This is a genomic window from Actinoplanes sp. NPDC024001 (genome assembly GCF_040638955.1).
In the GTDB taxonomy this organism is placed as follows: Bacteria; Actinomycetota; Actinomycetes; order Mycobacteriales; family Micromonosporaceae; genus Actinoplanes.
Window position 1 is genome coordinate 1 of the sequence record NZ_JBEZZB010000138.1, and the last position, 18,123, is coordinate 18,123.

An 18,123-nucleotide genomic window follows, 5' to 3' on the forward strand; every position below is an offset into this window, starting at 1 on the left:
CCACCGAGGACCGCGAGCGCGCCGGCGGAGAGCGCGAGCGCGCCACCGAGGCCCACGCCACCGCCGACCAGGCCCGCGAGCGCGCGACCCAGCAACGCGAGCGCGCATCCCAGCAGCGCGAGCGCGGGGGACATTAACGACTACCCGGATGCGCAGCCCGGGAGGGACGCCCCTCCCGGGCTGGCTCAGGTGCGCCACCGCCGACCCACCGACGGTCACGATGCCTACGACGCGCATGAATAGGGTGAACATGAGCATTCCGCAGCCGTCGCAGATCAGCGATGACCCCGCCAACACCGGCCCGCCGGAAGTGCTGCGCCCCGCCGCGCTGTCGGCAGTGATCATGCCGAAGGCCATCGGGTTCGACTGGCCTGAGCGGCCGACGGGGGCGAGCCTCGTCGAGCTGTTGCAGAACGAGGGAAACCAGCGTTCGCCGACGATCCTGCTCAACGCCCTGAGCCGGCTCCTGCCGGCCCTGGAGGAATGGCATGTGCAGGGTGCGGCCGTACTGGCTCCGTGGAGCCTGCGGTTGACCGGTGACACGCTGAACGTGTGGTGCGCGCCAGGGCTGGGTGCGACGGTGGCCTGGCCCGAGCCCATGCGGCGGGTGAGCTCGCACGGGCCGAGTGCCGACCTGTTCGCACTGGGCTTCCTGCTGCACCGGTTGGCCAGCGGTCGCTGGGCCCGCGACGCGAAGCACGCGGTGATCGATGCGGGGGTACTCGGCGGGGAGTGGCCGCCCGGCACTGATCTGGCCATCCTTGCCAGCCTGCACCCTGATCCGAGCCGGCGCGCCCAGACCGCCGGCGAACTACTGGACCGGGTCGGCCCGTTCCTCGGGCATGAGGGCCGGCCACGGCTGGACCGGGGCACGCGGGTGCAGGTGGCCGACGAGAGCGTCACGGGCTGGATGAAGGCACGCGGCCGTCCCGACGGCGACAATGAGGATGCCTCCGTCTGGGACTGGACCGGCGACGGCCTGGTCGCTGCGGTCCTTGACGGGGTGTCCGGCACGGGCGACGGCGGCGGCAGATGGGCCTCGCGTGAACTGCGCCGCAAGCTGCGAGCCCAGTGGCGCGACAATGTCTGGGACCCGCACGAGGCCCTGAAGGCCGCGGTGGAGGCCATGAGCAGCCCCCCGATGTCGGTATCCCCGGACTCATGCACGGTCGGTGTGATCATCCAGGTGACCGGCACGCACGTCAGCTGGGTCTGCATCGGCGACTGCCGGCTGTACCTGGCCCGGCCGCGGTCGCACGGAATGTCGGTGTCCCGGCTCTCCACCGAGCATTCGTTACGCGCGTCCGCACTGCGCGCCGGTCGCAGGGTGACGGCTACCGACGGTCAGGTTGTCACCAGCGCGCTTCCACAGCCGCAGCGCGTAGTGTCGGCCGGCCGGGCTGACGTCTTCCTCGGGGATGTGATGCTCCTGCTGTCCGACGGAGCCTGCCGGATGCCGGACGACACCGAGGGAATCGACGACTGGAGCTTCCCCGATGTGCTTCACGACCTGCTCGGCGAGGCCGACCAGGTCCACGCCCCACTGCTGGTGTCAAAGCTGTGCAGGCGTGCGGATGAGCTGGGCGGCGACGACAACGCAACCGCTCTCGCGGTGGTGTGCGGCCCGATACCCCCGGCCATACTCAACCGCCCGGTGCGGCGACGGTCGGTCCTGGGAGACGACGTGGCTCCGCTGATGCGGCCCGCCGACACGTAGATGCCTCGCTGTGAACGGAATTCCTGATCGAACCGGCCCCCGGGACTGAATGGCGACACACAGGAGGAGAAATGGTGGATGAGTGCGGGCTGTGCCGTGGCGCTGAAATCGATAAGGAACTCGGCCGCGTCCAGGTCTGGGAAGATGAGCTGTGGCGACTTTCGACGAGCATCGGGCCGGGAAATCCGACCATAGCTTCGTCCTACCTCGAACCCAAGCGCCACATCGCCTACCTTCCCGACCTTGACGGTGCCGAGGCCGCGACATTCGGCCCGGCAATCGCCCGGTGTAGTGCCGCGCTTCGCGCGGTGACAGGCGTCGATCTCGTCTTTGTCTACATCTTCGGCGGCACCCCGCATCTGCACGTCCACCTCGCGCCGCATCGGGAGGGTGACGCGCTGAACACCTCCATGATCAAAGGCGAGCTGGTCCTCGAAACCCTCTCGTCCGGCGTCACCGGGTTCCAGAGCAAGGAATTCGCAGGGCTCCCCGAAGACGAACTCGAGGCCGCCGCCACGGCGCTGCGCGCCGAGTTGAACGGCTTCCGTTCGTCGTGATCATTATCTCGCCCAGGGCAGGTAAGGGCAGGGAGTGCCGCGGCTCCCCCTGCGCTGAGCGTTGCGCCTCGTCACGCACGGGACAGCGGCATCATCGAAAACCTGGGAGTCCGCGCCCGCCGAGAGTCCCGCGGCCTGGAGACGGCGGCGGGGCTCGCCGCGTCACACCGCTGTCTCGTGCCGGTAGTGCTCGGCGATCTCGTCGCTGGTGGTGAGCCAGGCGTCGGGCTGCGCGGCGAGGAACGCCAGCGCCTGCTCGAGGTACTTGGCGCGGTGCGGCTGGCCGATGACGAATGGGTGCAGCGCGAGCGCGAACACCCGGCCGCTGCCGTGCTGCGCGTCGGCACGCAGCTGCTCGTACTGGTCCTTGACGATCTGGACGAATTCGGGACCGGTGACGCTCTTGCCGAACAGGTTGAGGTCGTTGAGTTCCACCGAGTACGGGATGCTGTACATGCCGGGCACGTTCAGCGCGTACGGCTGATCGTCGTTGGTCCAGTCCAGCACGTAGGTCAGGCCGAGCTCGGCGAGCAGACGCGGGGTCGCGAACGTCTCGGTCAGGCCCGGCCCCATCCAGCCGCGCGGCCGGCGGCCCGTGGCGGCGGCGATGGTGTCGACGATCTCCGTGAGAACTCGGCGTTCCTGCTCGACCGACAAGCCCGCGTGGAGGGTCGAGTTCGTACGGCCGTGGGCGAGCCATGCCCAATCGCGTTCCACTCCGGCCTTGACGATCTGCGGGTACCGCTCGACGGCGAGAGAGTTCGCCAGCACGCTGGCACGCAGGCCGTTGCGATCGAGCGCGTCCATCGTGCGCCAGACGCCGACCCGGACACCGTAGTCGCGCCACCCGTAGTTGAGCGCATCGGGCACGAGGTCGGCGGTGCCGGGCCAGATGCTGGTGGACGGGCGGTCGATGAGGAAGTGCTCGAGGTTCAGGCCGATGTAGACGGCAACCTTGGCGTCGCCGGGCCAGGCCAGGGGTGCTCGGTCGACGATCGGGCTGTAGGGGTAGAGCTGCTGGTCATCGATGGTCGTCATGGGGAAACCGTAGAAGTTAACGTCGGTGTCAGATTCAAGGGCGAGCGACGCGGGTCACAGCGTCGAGGACGAGGGAGGCCTGGATGCGCATCGGCGAGCTGGCGCGCCGGACCGGAGTGAGCGAACGATCGCTTCGCTACTACGAGCAGCAGGGCCTGCTCGCCGCCGGGCGCACCGGCGGCGGGCACCGTGACTACCCGGAGCGCGCGGTCGATCGGGTGATCCGGATCCAGGAACTGTTCGCGGCCGGGCTGCACAGCAAGACCGTCGCACGGCTGTTGCCCTGCATGCGTGACTCCGACGGCGGCCCGTCCGCGATCGCGAGCCCGCGGCTGGTGGCCGACCTGACCGCCGAACGGGACCGTATCGATCGCATGATGGCCGAGCTGGCGAACTCCCGCGACGTGCTCGACCAGGTGATCACCACCGCCGCGGAGGCCACCGGCCCGCCGACGCCGAGGCAGTGAAGCGCAGCAACGCGCCGAAGCGGCTCACGGCGACGACCGCGCCTTGATCACCGAGGCTGGCCGGCGCGCCAAGGCGACGGTTTCCGCGGACGGCTCCTCGTCGATGTCGGCCAAGGCCTGCCGCAGGCGATGCAGCACCAGGGCGGCGCCGGGCTCGTCGCCGGTCGCGAGAGTCGCACGGATGGCCCGCCGGGCGAGTTCCTCGTTGATCGGATCGATGCATGCCGCATCGCCTAGCAGTCTGGCGGCCTCCTCGGGATCGACCAGCTCGGCCAGCTCGACCCGCGCGCGTACGCCCAGGCGCCGGAAGTGTTCGCGCGGCTGTTCGATCCAGTCGTAGTCGAAGCCCTCGGCGAGGATCCCGGTGTGCGTGTCGACGGCGCGCCGCAGCAGGTCCAGGCGGGCAGCCGGGTCGGCGGCGGCCCCGCGCAGTGCGTCGCTGAGCTGCCAGAGGTCGATGGCGAGCAGGTCCGGATCGAGGTGATAGTGGCCGCCTGTGTTGATCACCGGTTGGACGCTCTTGTCCCCCGCGGCCTGGCGCAGGTGCCGGCGCAGGTTGGCGGCTTCGGTCGAGAGCCGCTCGGCGGCGCGACGGACCGTTGCGCGGGGCCAGAACGCCTCCATGATGTCCGGCAGCCGGGCCCCGTCGCGGTGCACAGCCAGATAGACCAGCAGTTCGCGGGCGTGGTGACGCAGCCCGGTGACCGAGTTGCCGTCGCGGCCGAGGATCTCCGGCTTGCCGAGCAACCGCACGCGTACTGGTTGCGTTCCCGATGACGGCGGAATGCGTCCGGCGGGGTTGCTGCGGGCCACGGGTTCGGCGGTGGGCGCAGCCACCATGGTCGGGATGTTGCCGTTGCTGGCCTCCGGTTCTGCTCTCGCGGCGTGCGCTTCGCGCAGCACAGCGAGCAGCTGCACGGTCGTCGCTGCGTCGAGCACCGCGAGCCGGCCGGCGCGGGTGGTACCGCCGGCGTTCACAGTGAGGGTGTCGCCGTCCGGCCAGTCGCCGAGCAGCACCGCCGTGATCTGCAGGGGCGCGCCGATGCGTACGGTCGTGAGCAGCCGGGCCCGCTGGTCAGCCGGCGGCGCCGTGGCCAGCAGGAGCACCGGCGGCATGGGCGGGTGGTACGGCTCGGCGGCGCGCAGCGCCGCCAGATCCTCGGCGTCGTGTTCTTCCAGGAGCCGGCGGCGTTCCAGCAGCAGTTCGTCGGCGCGGGTGAGCACCTCCGCGAAGTCTCCGGCGAGGTGCAGTCGTGGTGTGGCGGCGAGCTGCGGCGCAGCGGCGCCCAGCAGGGTGGTCAGGGTGTCGCTGGGCACGATGACCTGGCTTTGCGCGTCCGGGTCGGCGGGTGTTCCCGCGGACAGGGTGGCGACGAGCAGCGCCCGCGCGGCCGCTTCGGCGCCGGGTCCGATCAGGCCGCGGCCGTTCGGGGAGGCGGCGAGCCCGGCGAGGTCGAGCCCGCTGGGTCCGGGCTGCGGCGGATCGTCGCGCTCGGCGGGTGGGGTGGCGTTGAAGTCGGCGACCGTCGTCGGCGGCACGACGGGATCCGGCGTTTGCGGGGCGCGGCGTCGTACCTCGCGTTTGAGGGTGGTCATCACGGCGGGAAGTGGCGGCGACGGTGGATCGCCTGCGCCGGCGTGCCGGCGGCGGCGCAGCCACACGATCGTTGCGGCACCGATCAGGGAGGCGGCGAACGGAATACTGATCCATCCGCCGGGCAGCGAAACCCCGTCTTGCCACCGGGCTGATCCGGCGGGACTCTGCTTCTCCGCGCTCGGGCTCGCGGTGGGCGGCGGGGCGGGGGCGCGCTCGGCGGGCTTCTCGCAGACGGCCGGCGGGCGCGGCTTCGGGTTCGCCGCGATGGGCAGGGCGAGTCGCCAGCCGGGCTGGATGACGTCGGGGTCGCGCAGGCGGCCACCGACCTCGGCGACGCTCTTGCCGCGGTTGAGCCGGTAGATCTCCGGCCAGCGGTCGGCGTCACCCAGCCGTCGCTTCGCGATCTTGGTGAGCGTGTCCCCGCGCCGGACCGTGACGGTGACCTGCGCCCGCTGCGGTTCGGTCGCCGCCCGCAGCCGGTGGCCGGCCGCGGCCTCGTGGTGGTCCTGCGGTGCTGCCGTCGAGGGGTGGCTGGTCGCCTGCGCCTGCACGGCGGAGCCGACGCTGGCCACCGCGGCCGCGCCGAGCAGGGTGGCAGCCAGCCCCTGCAGCGGGCCGGGCAGGTAGGCGGCCACGCGAGCCCACGGCCACCGCCACACCCGGGCGGCCAGCGCCGCCGCCGCGATGACGGCGATCATCGCCCATAACAGCCAGATCAGGGTACGGACGGTCGCGCCGGCGAAACGGGGGTGCAACGGATCCTGCGCCCACGCATGGAACTGCTCGGCCGTGGGCAGGTGCTCCGGCACCGGGCTTCCGACCGTGCCCATCAGCAGCAGCGGGACGCCGACCACCAGAGTGCCGGCGACCATCACCGCCCGCACCGCAGCAACCAACCGAATCATGCCCACCTCCAGGCTGTCTCTCGGCGTCGACGCTATGACCGGCCCGTGCTGGCGGGGGGGGTGTTCCGGCGGCTCACAACCGCTCACAGAACCTCACAACGCCTAGGGTCAGTCGCATGTTCTTCGTGTGCCGGTGGCGGGAGGATTCGCCGTTCAGCAAACGGGTCGTCCGCGTACCCGATGCCACAGTGCTCGACTGGTTCCGCCGTGGCTGGAACCAGGAAGATCCCGAGGAATGGATCGAGAACGAGCTCGGCGGCGACGTCTACGGCCTGGACTCGATCTTCCTGAAGGCTGGCGAGCGGAACCTGCCGCGGCCGGAAACCGTCGACGAACTGCGCGCGCTCCTGCATGAGTATCTGTGGGTGGAGGGCGATGACAAGGCCACCAACATCCGGCTCGGCGAGCACGCCCTCCGAGTGCGGACCGACGATGACGAGGTCGACCTGGCCTACTACTTCATCGATGATGAGGCCGTCGCGGCGGCGCCGGGCCGGCTTGCCTACCTGCTGCACGACACCTGGCCGTTGCCCACCGACACCGGCTCGCTCAACGCCGTCTTCGACCACCGCGTGCCGGTTCGTATCGTGCGGCCGGTGTCGCCGGGATCGGACAGCGTCTTCGCGGTTCGGCTGGGCTGGCAGCACTCTGGCACGGGCACCAACCTCGACCTTCAGGGCGCCCTGACCTTTCCCGGCTTGAGCTTGCCGGAATTGGCGGCTCACCTCGCAGGCGTCCACGATGTTGATACCGGTGGCTGGCCGCGGGACGCCCGGCTGCTGAGGTCGCTGGTGGCACCCGGTGAGACCGACATCGGCCGGGCTCTACAGCGCTACGCCCGGTTGCCCGGGTACGACCCGGCACCGTCCGGCCTCGACACGGTGGCCGCGCACGAGGCGATCCACCGGGAGGTGCTGGCGTTGTTGCTCGCTGAACAACCCGTGAAGTCGCTGATCCACCTGGAACCGCATATCGCGCAGGTGGCCCGTTACATCGACGACTTCTTCGGCTTCGACCAGTGGCTCCTGTTCGACACCGGATGGGCTGCCACCCACCCGGACTTGGCCCGTTCGCTGCTGAGATACGCCGCCCGCTGGGACCCGTATGAGGCCTGACGTCGGCCGCGCACATCGGGCTCCTGCCGCCAACAGGGCTGACGCATCGACGGCAATCTGTTTCACTGATCGTCATGGCTGCGTCGCTGACGATCGACTACGGTGCCGCCTCGACCCGCGCGGTGCTGACCTGGCCCGGTGGCTCCGCGACGACACTCACCTTCGGCGGCGCCACTGAGCTGTCCAGCGCCGTGCACGTCAGTGACGCGGGCATCGCGGTGGGCCCGGCGGCGTGGCAGCAGGCCGCCACCGACCCGGACGGCTTCGTCCTCTCGCCGTTACGGCACAGCGGTGAGCAGATCACCGTCGCGGGCAGACCCGTGCCGATCGCCGACCTGCTCACCGCCACCTTGCGCCAGGTCGCCGACGAGGCGAAGCGCGTCGCCGGCGAGCCGGTCGAGGATGTTCGCCTGGTCGTGCCCGCCGGGTGGGGACCGCGCAAACGCACCCGGCTGCGTAACGCGGCGCGGCACGCCGGTCTGCTGGTCTCCCGGGTGGTCGAGGCGCCGGTCGCGGCCCTCCCCCAGCTTCCGGATCAGGACGGTGCTTCCCCGCGTACCTTATTGGTCATCGACGTCGGAGCCGGTTGCGAAGCGACCGTGCTCGACGGCAGTGAGGTTCTCTCCACCCTCGCCGACCCGGCGGCCGGCGGCGACCAGATCGACCACGAGCTGGCCGCGGCCGTCGGCGTCGACCTGGACGCGCTGGCACCACCGCAGCGGTGGGCGGCGCTCGCCGGGATTCGCACCGCCAAGCAGGCCCTTGCCGAGCAGCCGGCGGTCACCATGCCGATGCCCGGCGGCCTGCCCGCCGTGGTGCTCACCGCGGACACCGTGCGGCAGGCCGCGCAGCCCGTGCTGGAACGAGCAGGTCAGGTGGCGGCTGAAGCGGTCGCCAACGCCGACCTCAAGCCCGATCAGATCGACGCCGCCTATCTGATCGGTGCGGCCGCAGCCACCGCCGGCGCCGCGGAGAGCGTCGCTGCGAAGCTCGGCGTGGTTGCGCAGGTGGCACCGCGGCCCGAGCTGGTCGCCACGCTGGGAGCGGCGGACGCTGACCCGGCCGCACCGGAGCAAGGCCCGGCCGTGGCGTTGCCGCCGGCTCGGCGGCTGCTCGCGCTCGCCTTGCCCGGGTTGGCGTCGCTGCTGCTGTTCGGGCATTTCGTGTTCACCGCCGACTTCAACAACGGCACCCCGACCTTTCCGCGCGAGGGTTACTACGTGCTCGCGGTCTGGGGTGAGCTCACCGTCGCCGCCGTGCTCGCCGCCATCACGTTCCTGCAGGCAGCGTCACTGTTCGCCACGATCCTCGACCATCAGAGCAACGCGGCGGCGGCTCGCGCGTACCCCGGCTCGCGGATAACCAGCGGGCTCGCCCTAGCGGCCGGCGCCGGAGCGGCGGTCGCGTGCCTTTACGCGATCACCGCCGCGGTCTACTTCGCCTACCCGACCAGTCAGATGCTGCGCTGGTCCCTGCTGCCGATCTTGCCGGCCGTCGCGTGTGCGCTGGTGCTGGCCGCTCTCACCTGGCGCCGCCCTGCGACCCCGGCCGGCGGCTGGGACGCGTTCCTGACCTTCCCCGCCAGCTCGATGATCACCGCCGCGGTCGGTACCGTCGCGGTCGCCCTGTGGTGGCACGCCGGACTGCCGTGGTGGGCCAACGGCTGGAACGAGCTGGTCGGCTACACCGGTGGCCTGCTCATGGGCGTCGGCATCACCTGCGCGCTGGTCCGCCACGTCGCCGCCCGCATCGTGCTCACCGTGCTGCTCGGCTTCTTCACCCTGATCATCTCCCGGTCCGGGCCGAACATCCTCGCCGTCATCTACGCGTTCGCCGTCGCCGCCTGGTTCGCCCAGCGCACCTGGACGCTGGCCCGCGCCACTCCCCCAGCCCGCTGACCATGCGCCTGGCCAACCGGCTGGTCACCGCGACGATCCTGCTCACCGTCGTCGCCGGGCCACCGCTGCTGGCCGCCTCGTGGCTCATCGAACACCCGCTGACCCGGCCCACCCGCACCGAGATCGACGCCTGGCTGCAGAATCCGCTCACCCCGGAAACGATCATCGTCTGCTGCGGCGGGGTCGCCGGCGTGGCCTGGCTGTTGCTTCTCGCCTACCTGGGTCGCCGCGCGCTGCGGCGCGTGCATCTCGGCTGGCGACGGCTGCGCCGCATGCCGCTGCCCACTCCCGCGCAGGTCACCGCCAGTTCGATGGCCGGCGTCGCCGCCTTCACCCTGCCCGGCGCTGTCTCCGTCGATGCCGGCTCCGCCGCGCCGGCCGTCGCACAACAGCTCCCGGAATCCCGGGCGGGCGCCGACGGGATCACGCTGCCCGGCGGCGGTTGGATCCCCTACCCGACCGCTATAGCCGTCACCGCCGTCACCTCTCTGGTGTGGCTGCACCGGCGCCGCCATTACCGTCCGGGGCCGCCATGCAGCCACGCCGACGACCCCGGCCTGCAGCCCTTGCCCGCGACCGTGGCGGCGGTCAGCGCCGCTGACCTGCCTGCGGGACCGGTCGCCCTGAACCCGCCACCCGCCGGGATCCTGGCGCTCACCGGTCCGGGCGCGGCCGCAGCCGCGCGCGGCCTGCTGGTCACGGCAGTCCTGGCCGCAGCCACCGACAACAACACCTATCGGGTACGGGTGAGCGAAGCCGACCTGCTGTCGCTGCTCCCCGGGACCGACCTCACCACGGCCGACGGCACCCTGCTGGTGCTGGACAACTGCCCCACGGCCAGCGCACGCTGGCACGTCGCCGTCGACGGCACCGTTACCGGCAGCCCCGGCGCGCCGAAGCGAGTCTGTGTCCTCGGTGAGCAGGAGGCGCGCGACCTGATCGCCTTGGCCGGCCACCTGCACGCCGGTGCAGTCGAGGACACAGCACCACGGACTCCGCCAGCCGCCCACCCTGCGCCGCAGACGACGGATGCGCCCGCACGCCTGGAACTGCTCGGCCGATGCCGGCTCACCGTCGGCGGGCAGGAGATCCGGCTACGCCGCAGCGCCGGCTCGCAGATCCTCGCCTATCTGGCGATCCACCCGGCCGGCGCCGAGGCGAACGAGCTCGTGCAAGCCTGCTGGCCCGGCATACCGCCCGCCACGATCACCCAACGGCTCCACACCACCGTCAGCGACCTGCGCAAACAACTCCAACCCCTACTCGGCGCCGACCCGATCCACCGGATCGACCACCGCTACCGGCTCAACACCCGCGCCGTCGATACCGACCTGCGGGCCTGGCGCGACGCCGTCCAGGCCGCCGCCGCCCACCCCGCCGGCAGCGCACGCCAGCTGACGGCTTGCCGAGAGGTGGTCGACCTCTACGACGGCGAACTCGCCGCCGGCCATCAATGGGCCTGGCTAACGCCGGCCCGCGAAACGCTACGCCGCGAGGTCCTGGACGCGTACGTGGTCCTTGCCGATCATGCCGAACCCGCCCACGCCGTCACCCTCATCCAGCAGGCGCTCGCCGTCGATCCGTACAACGAAGATCTCCACGAACGAGCCGCTCGGGTTGCGCAAGCGATCGGCGACTACTCCGACGTCGCCGGCTCATCGGAGACCCTTCGGCGGTGGAACGCCTCGCCGCCGGGTTGACGGCCTGTCGTGCGCCGTCAGCGGTATGAGGCTTACACCGCCTGCCACCCGTCCCGGTTTCTCACTGGGCACCTCCAGCACCGCCACCTACGTTGCGCGGCCGCGCACCCGACGACGTGGAAATCGATGGACGCGTCCGCCCCGGCGGCGGACTGACCGCCGCGGCGCTGGTCGGGCAGCTGCGCGCCGGGACCGCGGAGGCCGACCAGTCGCGACAGCCCGGTCCCTGAAGCTTGGTGCCGGATGCCCTGAGACGGTTGGGCTCCGCAGGTCCACGGCCCGCGATGGCTCCCACGAGCTCAGCACCAGCGATCGGCTGCCGATAGGGAGGGTATGCAGAGCCGGACCGGCGATCCGTCACGCTGGATGGGTGTGGGGCACAGTGCGAGCGAGGACGCCTCGACCGCCGGCAAGGCCGCTGCGGCGCTGGCGGTCGCCGGGCGCGACCCGAGCCTGTTGATCGTCTTATGCTCGACGCGCTACGAGTTCGAACCTCTGCTCGATGGCGTTCGAGGCGAGGCGGGCGAGGGCGGCGTCATCGTCGGCTGCACGACCACCGGTGCGATCGTCTCCGGGCCGGGCGCTGCCGAGGCAGGCGTGGTTGTGGCGGCTCTCGGCGGCGCAGGCCTGGAAGTGCGCACCGCGGTCGGGCACAGCGTCTCGACGCGCCCGCAGGATGCGGGCGCCGACGCGGTCGCCGGACTGGCCGGCCTGACCAAGGAGCACCGCGCGGGTCTGCTGCTGTGCGACGGGCTCTCCGGGGTACAGGACGAGGTGATACGCGGCGCCTACGCGGCCGCGAGCGCGGCGGTGCCGCTGGTCGGCGGGTGCGCCGGCGACGACATGACGTTCAGCCGCACCCACCAGTTCCTGGGCGACCGTCACGGTGTTCAGGTGCTGACCGATGCGGTCGTCGGCGTGGGCCTCGGCTCCGACGCCAGCCTCGGCATCGGCATCGCCCACGGCTGGCGCAAACGCGGCGACCCGATGGTCGTGACACGCAGCGACGGCGGACGGCTGTACGAGCTCGACGAGACACCGGCCCTCGACGTCTACCTCAAGCGGATCAACGCCGACCGGTCGCTTGTCGCCGACGCCCAGGCATTCCAGGACGCCGCCTTCGCGAAACCCCTCGGGTTGGCACGGCGCACCGGGGAGGACATCCGGATCGCGCACGCCGCCAACCCGGAGGACGGCTCCCTGGTGTTCATCGCCGACGTACCGCAGGGCGCGCTGGTATGGGAGATGGTCACCGAGGAGGAGTCGCTGATCCTGGCGGGCGCGGAGTCGTGCCGGCAGGCGATCGAATCACTCGGCGGGGATCAGCCGGCCGGTGCTCTGGTGTTCGACTGCGGAGTCCGCAAGGCCCGGCTCGGCCCCGCCGGCATCGAGCAGGAGATCGCCGCGATGGAGAACACGATCCCCGGAGTGCCGATGGCCGGCTTCTACACCTACGGGGAGTTCGCCCGCAGCCGAGGCTCGCGCGGCATGCACTACCTGACCGTGGTGACACTCGCGGTCGCTTGAAGGCGCTCGCGAGCCGGCCCGCCAGGCTGCCGTAAGGACGACGGTTACACCGAGGGCGCCCTACGCAGCAGATCGCGCAGTGGCGGCAGGCCTTGCTGTCCATGCCAGCTAACGGCGGAGTCGTTTGACCCACGTCGCGCCGTCGGCCAGGGTGAAACGACGTGCCGGGCGATCGCGGGGTCCCGGACCAGCGCGCAAGCCCCGCCGCTGCGGAGGGTCAGATGGGCATGATCGACGACGCCGTGTTCCCGGTCGAGCCGTGGCTGATCAGCGAGCCGTCGCTGCAGACCACCCGGCTCGCCCAGACCGAATCGGTGTTCGCCTTGGCAAACGGCCACATCGGCCTGCGCGGAAACCTGGACGAGGGTGAGCCGCACACCATCGCCGGCACCTACCTGAACGCCTACTACGAGCAGCGCCCGCTGCCGTACCCCGAAGGCGGTTACGGCTACCCCGAGCAGGGGCAGACCGTCGTCAACGTCACCGACGGCAAGCTCATCCGCTTGATGGTCGATGACGAGCCCTTCCACGTGGCGCACGGCAACCTGCTCGCCCACGAACGGGTCCTCGACCTGCGCGACGGGCAACTGCGGCGTTCGGTCACCTGGCAGTCGCCAGCGGGGCGGCGGGTGCGGATCCGCAGCCGCCGGCTCGTGTCCTTCACCCAGCGCGCCGTTGCCGCCATCGAATATGTGGTGGAGGCGCTCGACCAGCAGGTGCGGATCACCGTGCAGTCCGGGCTGGTGGCCAACGAGGAGCAGCCGCAGCGTTCCGACGACCCCCGCGTCGCCGCCGCCTTGGACCGGCCGCTGGTGGCCGTCGCGCAGGACACCGAGCAGCACGGCGCGGTGCTGCTGCACCGCACACGCGCCAGTGGGCTGCTCATGGCCGCCGGCATGGACCACGCGGTCGAGGCGCCCGGCGACTACGAGGAGGAGACCGACGTGCGCGCCGACTGGGCGCGCACCACGGTGGTCACCGTGCTGCGCCCCGGCCAGCGCCTGCGGATCACCAAGTACCTCGGGTACGCCTGGAGCTCCTCTCGCTCACCGGAGGCGCTGCGCGACCAGGTCGCCGGGGCGCTGAACGGCGCCCGCTTCGCACAGTGGAGCGGTCTCGCCGCCGACCAGCGCGCCTACCTCGACGACTTTTGGGATGCCGCGGATGTCGAGGTCGACGGCGACCCGGTTCTGCAGCAGGCGGTCCGGTTCGGGCTGTTCCACGTGTTGCAGGCCGGCGCCCGCGCCGAGCGCCGCGCCATTGGAGCGAAGGGGCTGACCGGACCCGGATACGACGGGCATGCGTTCTGGGACACGGAGGGCTTCGTCCTGCCGCTGCTGACCTACGTCGCGCCGCACGCCGCGGCCGACACGCTGCGGTGGCGGCACAGCATCCTGGACCAAGCCCGGCAGCGGGCGCACACGCTCGGTCTGGACGGCGCCGCGTTCCCGTGGCGGACGATCCACGGCGAGGAGTGCTCGGCGTACTGGCCGGCCGGCACCGCCGCGCTGCACCTCAACGCGGTGATCGCCCGCGCCGTCGAACGCTACCGGCAGGTCACCGGCGACGACGCGCTGGAGCCGGAATGCGGGCTGGAGATCCTGGTGGAGACGGCCCGGCTGTGGGTGTCGCACGGGCACCACGACGCCGACGGGGCCTGGCATATCGACGGCGTCACTGGACCGGACGAGTACAGCGCGGTCACCGACGACAACCTGTTCACCAACCTGATGGCGGCCCGCAACCTGCGCGCCGCCGCCGACGCCTGCGCTCGTCTGCCCGAGGCCGCCGAGCGGCTCGGGGTCCGGCCGGAGGAGCCGCAGACCTGGCAGGCGGCGGCCGAGGCGGTCCATGTGCCCTACGACGAACGGCTCGGCGTGCACGAACAGTCCACCGGGTTCACCCGTTACGCCCCGTGGAACTTCGCCGACGAGCGACCGGATCAACCGCTGATGCTGCACGCCCCGTACTTCCAGTTGTACCGCCGGCAGGTGGTCAAACAGGCTGACCTAGTGCTGGCGATGCACTGGTGCCCGGAAGCGTTCACCCCCGAGCAGAAAGCGCGCAACGTCGACTATTACGAGCGCATCACCGTGCGCGACTCGTCGCTGTCGGCCTGCACGCAAGCGGTGATGTGCGCCGAGGTCGGTCACCTGGAGCTGGCGCACGACTACGCCTGGGAGGCCGCGCTGGTGGATCTGCGCGACCTGCACCGCAACACCCGCGACGGGCTGCACCTTGCCTCACTCGCGGGTGCGTGGTCGGCCATCGTCGAGGGCTTCGGCGGTCTGCGCGAACAGGGTCGGGTCCCGGCGCTGGCGCCGCGGTTGCCCGCAGGCATCCGCGCGTTGCGCTTCCGCCTGCGGCACAGCGGCCTGCGGCTGCTGGTCGAGGCCGACCACCACGAGGTACGGGTGTCGCTGCGCGACGGCCCCGGCGCCCGGCTCACCGTCCTGCTTTACGGCGAGGAGGTCGAGGTGAGCACCGACGGTCCGGTCCGGCGCCCGGTCGTCGGCCTTGAACCGCTGCTGGCTACGCCACAGCAACCACCGGGGTACACCCCGCAACGTGACAAGCCCGACCAGGGGTGAGCACCGCGGCCGGGGCCGCTGAGCCGCGAAGAACTCGCCGCCTGGATCCGTCTCGCCGCAGTGCTGGAACTGTTGCCCGGCGTGCTCGACGCCACGGCTGGACACGCTCGGGCTGGTCGAGAGGTTCCCCTGCCCGCAGGACGCCCTGGCCACCAACATCCGGCTCACCCCGGCCGGCCGGCAGAAGGTCGGGGCGAGCGCACCAGGGCACGTCGACACCGTCCGGCGGCACGTCATCGACGCGCTGACACCCGAGCAGGTGCGCCAGCTGACCGACATAAGTCGGACTGCACGTAGCCCGGGAAGCCCCATTCGGTGCGCAGGATGTCGGTCAGCGTGTGCCGGTACTCGGTGGCGTACACCCCGCGGATGCGGTTGTAGGCGCTCATGATCGCAGCGATCCCGGCGTCCTTGACCAGCATCTCGAAGGGCAGCAGGTAGAGCTCGCGCAGCACGTGCTCGTCGACCTCGACGCTGGCCCGGAACCGTTCGTATTCCTGATCGTTGACCACGTAGTGCTTGCCCATGGCGATCACGTCGTGGGCCTGAATGGCCCGGGTCACCGCGACCCCCATCACGCCGGTCAGGTACGGGTCCTCGGAGAAGTACTCGAAGTTGCGGCCGGCGATGGTGGTCCGGTGCAGGCACACGCCAGGGCCCTCCAGGACGTGCTGGCCCAGCGTCGCGGTTTCCGCGCCGATCACGTCGCCGTAGGCGTACGCCAACTCGGGATCGAAGCCGGCGGCCAGGCCGATGGTCATCGGCAGTGAGGTGGCCGGCGGGCTCGGCGTCCCGTCACCCATGCCGACCCCGACCGGACCGTTGGTGATCCGGAACCGGGGAATCCCCAGCTCGTCGATCGCCGGGACGTGCCGCTCGACCCGGATCTGCGCGGCGAGCTGGTCCAGGTCCGCCCCGGACTCCGCGGCCTGTGCGCTCAATGCGTAGATGTCGATCGTCTCCATGGCACCGTGCAACTGGGCGATCTTCTGCTCCAGCGTCATGCTCAGGACCAGCTTCTCAGCGCGCTCGCGGGACGTCTCCGACACCTGCACCACCTCTTCAAGGACGAGAACCGGTCAGGGCGGCAGCCATAAGATGGTGCGACGCCGAAACGAGGTGACCAGCAGTGCGATCAGCGCAGCAGGTGGTGGCCGGCCTGGATGCCATCGCCCGATGGCAGGAGGAAGTTTACGCCGACCTGCACCGTCACCCCGAACTGTCCATGCAGGAGACGCGCACGGCCGACACGGTGGCCGGTCACCTGCGCGCCGCCGGCTACCAGGTGCACCGCATCGGCGGTGGGGTCGTCGGGGCACTGACGAACGGGCCTGGGCCGACCGTCCTGTTCCGGGCCGACATGGACGCCCTTCCGGTGACTGAGACGACCGGCCTGCCGTACGCCTCGGAGAAGACAGGCGTCATGCACGCCTGCGGCCACGACATCCACGTCGCCTGCGGGCTCAGCGCCGCCCGGCTGCTCGCCGCCCGGCCGCAAGCCTGGAGCGGCACCTACCTGGCCCTGTTCCAGCCGGGCGAGGAGACCGCCGCCGGCGCGCAGGCCATGCTCGACGACGGCCTGACCAGCCGGATACCGGCTCCCGGCGTGGCCCTGAGCCAGCATGTGCTCACCGACCCGCCGGCCGGGCACTTGGCGACGGCTGCCGGCCCGGTGTTCTCCGCCGGTGACTCCATCCGGGTCACGATCCACGGAAAGGGCTCACACGGTTCGATGCCGCACCTCGGCGTCGACCCGATCGTGCTCGCCGCCTCGATCGTCCTGCGCTTGCAGACGATCCCGTCGCGCCTGATCTCCCCGAGCGACTTCGCTGTCGTCACCGTCGGCAGCCTGCACGCCGGAGCCAAGAGCAACATCATTCCGGACGAGGCGGTGCTGCTGCTCAACGTGCGCACCTACGACACCCACGTCCGCGACACCGTGCTCGCCGCCATCGAACGGATCGTGCGGACCGAGTGCTCGGCCGCCGCGACACCGCGCCCGCCAAGCTTCGAGCATTACGAGCAGTTCCCCGTCACCGACAACGACAGCATGGTCACCGACCGGGTCACCGCCGCGTTTCGCGGCCACTTCGGGACGGCCCGGGTGCACCGCTTCACCCCGGTCCCGGCGAGCGAGGACTTCAGCCGGATCCCGGACGCCTTCGGTGCGCCCTACACGTACTGGGGGCTGGGCGGCTTCGCCGACGGCTCGGCTGTCCTGCCCAACCACAACCCCGGCTTCGCCCCGGCGATGCAGCCCACCCTGCGGACCGGCACGGAGGCCGCGGTCGTGGCCACCCTGGCCCATATGGGCGCGGTTGCCGACCACTGATCAGTCGTCCGCGGAATCCCGGTTGTCGGTGCCGGGCGGACGCGGCGCGTCGAGCCCGCGGTGCAGGCCGACCATCCTGATCAGGAAACACACACCGGCCGCGCCGAGAGCCGCCGGCGCACCGAACACCTGATCCCACCCGGCGCTGCTGGCGATCACCACCATCGCAGCCCCGGCCAGCGCCGGGATCGCGTACAGCCCGCTGCTCAATACGCTGGGGATCCGCCGGATCAGCACGTCACGCACCGTCCCACCGCCCACCGCGGTGATCGCACCGAGGATCACCGCCTGCGCCGGTCCGGCACCCAGCGCGAGCGCCTTGACCGCACCGGTGACCGCGAACAGGCTCAGCCCCGCGGCGTCAAGAACATCGATGGCACCGGCGAACCGGTCCAGCCAGCGACCGAACAGAAATACGATCATCCCGCCGCCGAGCGCCACCGCGATGTAGCGCCAGTCGAGGAACGTGGCCGGGGGCAGCGATCCGAGCAGCACATCACGGATGACACCTCCGCCCACGGCGGTGATGGCCCCGAGCGTGAGGACCCCGACGATGTCGAGGTGTGCGGCCCGGACCGCGGTCAGCGCACCGTTCAGCGAGAACGCGAACGTCCCGGCCAGATCCAGGATCAGCAGCACCCGCGGGGCGGACATCCCTACCATCCGTGCGGCCGATCAC

General features: G+C 71.2%; 13 protein-coding genes. 9 read left to right on the top strand and 4 right to left on the bottom strand.

All coding sequences use genetic code 11. The features are described 5' to 3' along the window. The first annotated feature begins 250 nt into the window (after nt 1–250). The gene (locus AB0F81_RS38005) at nt 251–1,717 is read left to right on the top strand and encodes a hypothetical protein (RefSeq protein WP_360205725.1); all 1,467 of its coding nucleotides are present in this window, start codon (nt 251–253) and stop codon (nt 1,715–1,717) included. Between the two features lie 71 nt (nt 1,718–1,788). After that, nucleotides 1,789–2,274 carry an HIT family protein gene (locus tag AB0F81_RS38010; protein WP_360205727.1) on the top strand — a complete coding sequence of 162 codons (486 nt, stop codon included), beginning with the start codon at nt 1,789–1,791 and terminating at the stop codon, nt 2,272–2,274. A gap of 162 nt (nt 2,275–2,436) precedes the next feature. Here AB0F81_RS38010 and AB0F81_RS38015 read toward each other — a convergent pair whose 3' ends face one another. After that, a complete protein-coding gene (locus tag AB0F81_RS38015) occupies nt 2,437–3,312 on the bottom strand; it encodes a polysaccharide deacetylase family protein (RefSeq protein WP_360205729.1) in 876 nt (291 codons plus the stop codon). Between the two features lie 83 nt (nt 3,313–3,395). On the opposite strand from AB0F81_RS38015, the gene AB0F81_RS38020 reads away from it, so the two are divergent. Continuing rightward, complete coding sequence (locus AB0F81_RS38020) at nt 3,396–3,779, top strand: MerR family transcriptional regulator (RefSeq protein WP_360205732.1); 384 nt, start codon at nt 3,396–3,398, stop codon at nt 3,777–3,779. A 24-nt stretch (nt 3,780–3,803) separates the two neighbouring features. Here the strand turns inward: AB0F81_RS38020 and AB0F81_RS38025 are convergent, their stop codons facing one another. Then, nucleotides 3,804–6,281 carry a BTAD domain-containing putative transcriptional regulator gene (locus AB0F81_RS38025; RefSeq protein WP_360205734.1) on the bottom strand — a complete coding sequence of 826 codons (2,478 nt, stop codon included), beginning with the start codon at nt 6,279–6,281 and terminating at the stop codon, nt 3,804–3,806. Nucleotides 6,282–6,397: 116 nt separating this feature from the next. Here AB0F81_RS38025 and AB0F81_RS38030 point away from each other — a divergent pair, with 116 nt between their 5' ends. From AB0F81_RS38030 to AB0F81_RS38050, 5 genes are all read left to right on the top strand, one after another. Further along, nucleotides 6,398–7,396 carry a hypothetical protein gene (locus tag AB0F81_RS38030; RefSeq protein ID WP_360205736.1) on the top strand — a complete coding sequence of 333 codons (999 nt, stop codon included), beginning with the start codon at nt 6,398–6,400 and terminating at the stop codon, nt 7,394–7,396. Nucleotides 7,397–7,470: 74 nt separating this feature from the next. After that, nucleotides 7,471–9,294, top strand: a complete 1,824-nt coding sequence (locus tag AB0F81_RS38035; protein ID WP_360205739.1) for an Hsp70 family protein — start codon at nt 7,471–7,473, stop codon at nt 9,292–9,294. A 2-nt stretch (nt 9,295–9,296) separates the two neighbouring features. Further along, a complete protein-coding gene (locus tag AB0F81_RS38040) occupies nt 9,297–10,994 on the top strand; it encodes a hypothetical protein (RefSeq protein WP_360205741.1) in 1,698 nt (565 codons plus the stop codon). Between the two features lie 333 nt (nt 10,995–11,327). Then, complete coding sequence (locus AB0F81_RS38045) at nt 11,328–12,521, top strand: FIST N-terminal domain-containing protein (protein WP_360205743.1); 1,194 nt, start codon at nt 11,328–11,330, stop codon at nt 12,519–12,521. Between the two features lie 227 nt (nt 12,522–12,748). Continuing rightward, the gene (locus AB0F81_RS38050) at nt 12,749–15,112 is read left to right on the top strand and encodes a glycosyl hydrolase family 65 protein (RefSeq protein ID WP_360205782.1); all 2,364 of its coding nucleotides are present in this window, start codon (nt 12,749–12,751) and stop codon (nt 15,110–15,112) included. Nucleotides 15,113–15,345: 233 nt separating this feature from the next. On the opposite strand, the gene AB0F81_RS38055 is transcribed toward AB0F81_RS38050, so the two are convergent. Continuing rightward, nucleotides 15,346–16,161 (bottom strand): glycoside hydrolase family 3 N-terminal domain-containing protein, encoded by an 816-nt coding sequence (locus AB0F81_RS38055; protein WP_360205745.1) that lies wholly within the window; start codon nt 16,159–16,161, stop codon nt 15,346–15,348. Nucleotides 16,162–16,241: 80 nt separating this feature from the next. Here AB0F81_RS38055 and AB0F81_RS38060 point away from each other — a divergent pair, with 80 nt between their 5' ends. Continuing rightward, entirely contained in the window at nt 16,242–17,444 is a 1,203-nt protein-coding gene (locus AB0F81_RS38060; RefSeq protein WP_360205747.1) for an amidohydrolase, read from the top strand. Here the strand turns inward: AB0F81_RS38060 and AB0F81_RS38065 are convergent, their stop codons facing one another. Continuing rightward, entirely contained in the window at nt 17,445–18,098 is a 654-nt protein-coding gene (locus AB0F81_RS38065; protein WP_360205750.1) for a trimeric intracellular cation channel family protein, read from the bottom strand. It abuts the gene before it with no gap. Nucleotides 18,099–18,123 lie beyond the last annotated feature (25 nt).

Bases quoted from the DNA above. Each gene is read 5' to 3' on its own strand.
- AB0F81_RS38005 (WP_360205725.1), top strand. From the start codon at position 251: ATGAGCATTCCGCAGCCGTCGCAGATCAGCGATGACCCCGCCAACACC.
- AB0F81_RS38010 (WP_360205727.1), top strand. From the start codon at position 1,789: ATGGTGGATGAGTGCGGGCTGTGCCGTGGCGCTGAAATCGATAAGGAA.
- AB0F81_RS38015 (WP_360205729.1), bottom strand. From the start codon at position 3,312: ATGACGACCATCGATGACCAGCAGCTCTACCCCTACAGCCCGATCGTC.
- AB0F81_RS38020 (WP_360205732.1), top strand. From the start codon at position 3,396: ATGCGCATCGGCGAGCTGGCGCGCCGGACCGGAGTGAGCGAACGATCG.
- AB0F81_RS38025 (WP_360205734.1), bottom strand. From the start codon at position 6,281: ATGATTCGGTTGGTTGCTGCGGTGCGGGCGGTGATGGTCGCCGGCACT.
- AB0F81_RS38030 (WP_360205736.1), top strand. From the start codon at position 6,398: ATGTTCTTCGTGTGCCGGTGGCGGGAGGATTCGCCGTTCAGCAAACGG.
- AB0F81_RS38035 (WP_360205739.1), top strand. From the start codon at position 7,471: ATGGCTGCGTCGCTGACGATCGACTACGGTGCCGCCTCGACCCGCGCG.
- AB0F81_RS38040 (WP_360205741.1), top strand. From the start codon at position 9,297: ATGCGCCTGGCCAACCGGCTGGTCACCGCGACGATCCTGCTCACCGTC.
- AB0F81_RS38045 (WP_360205743.1), top strand. From the start codon at position 11,328: ATGCAGAGCCGGACCGGCGATCCGTCACGCTGGATGGGTGTGGGGCAC.
- AB0F81_RS38050 (WP_360205782.1), top strand. From the start codon at position 12,749: ATGATCGACGACGCCGTGTTCCCGGTCGAGCCGTGGCTGATCAGCGAG.
- AB0F81_RS38065 (WP_360205750.1), bottom strand. From the start codon at position 18,098: ATGTCCGCCCCGCGGGTGCTGCTGATCCTGGATCTGGCCGGGACGTTC.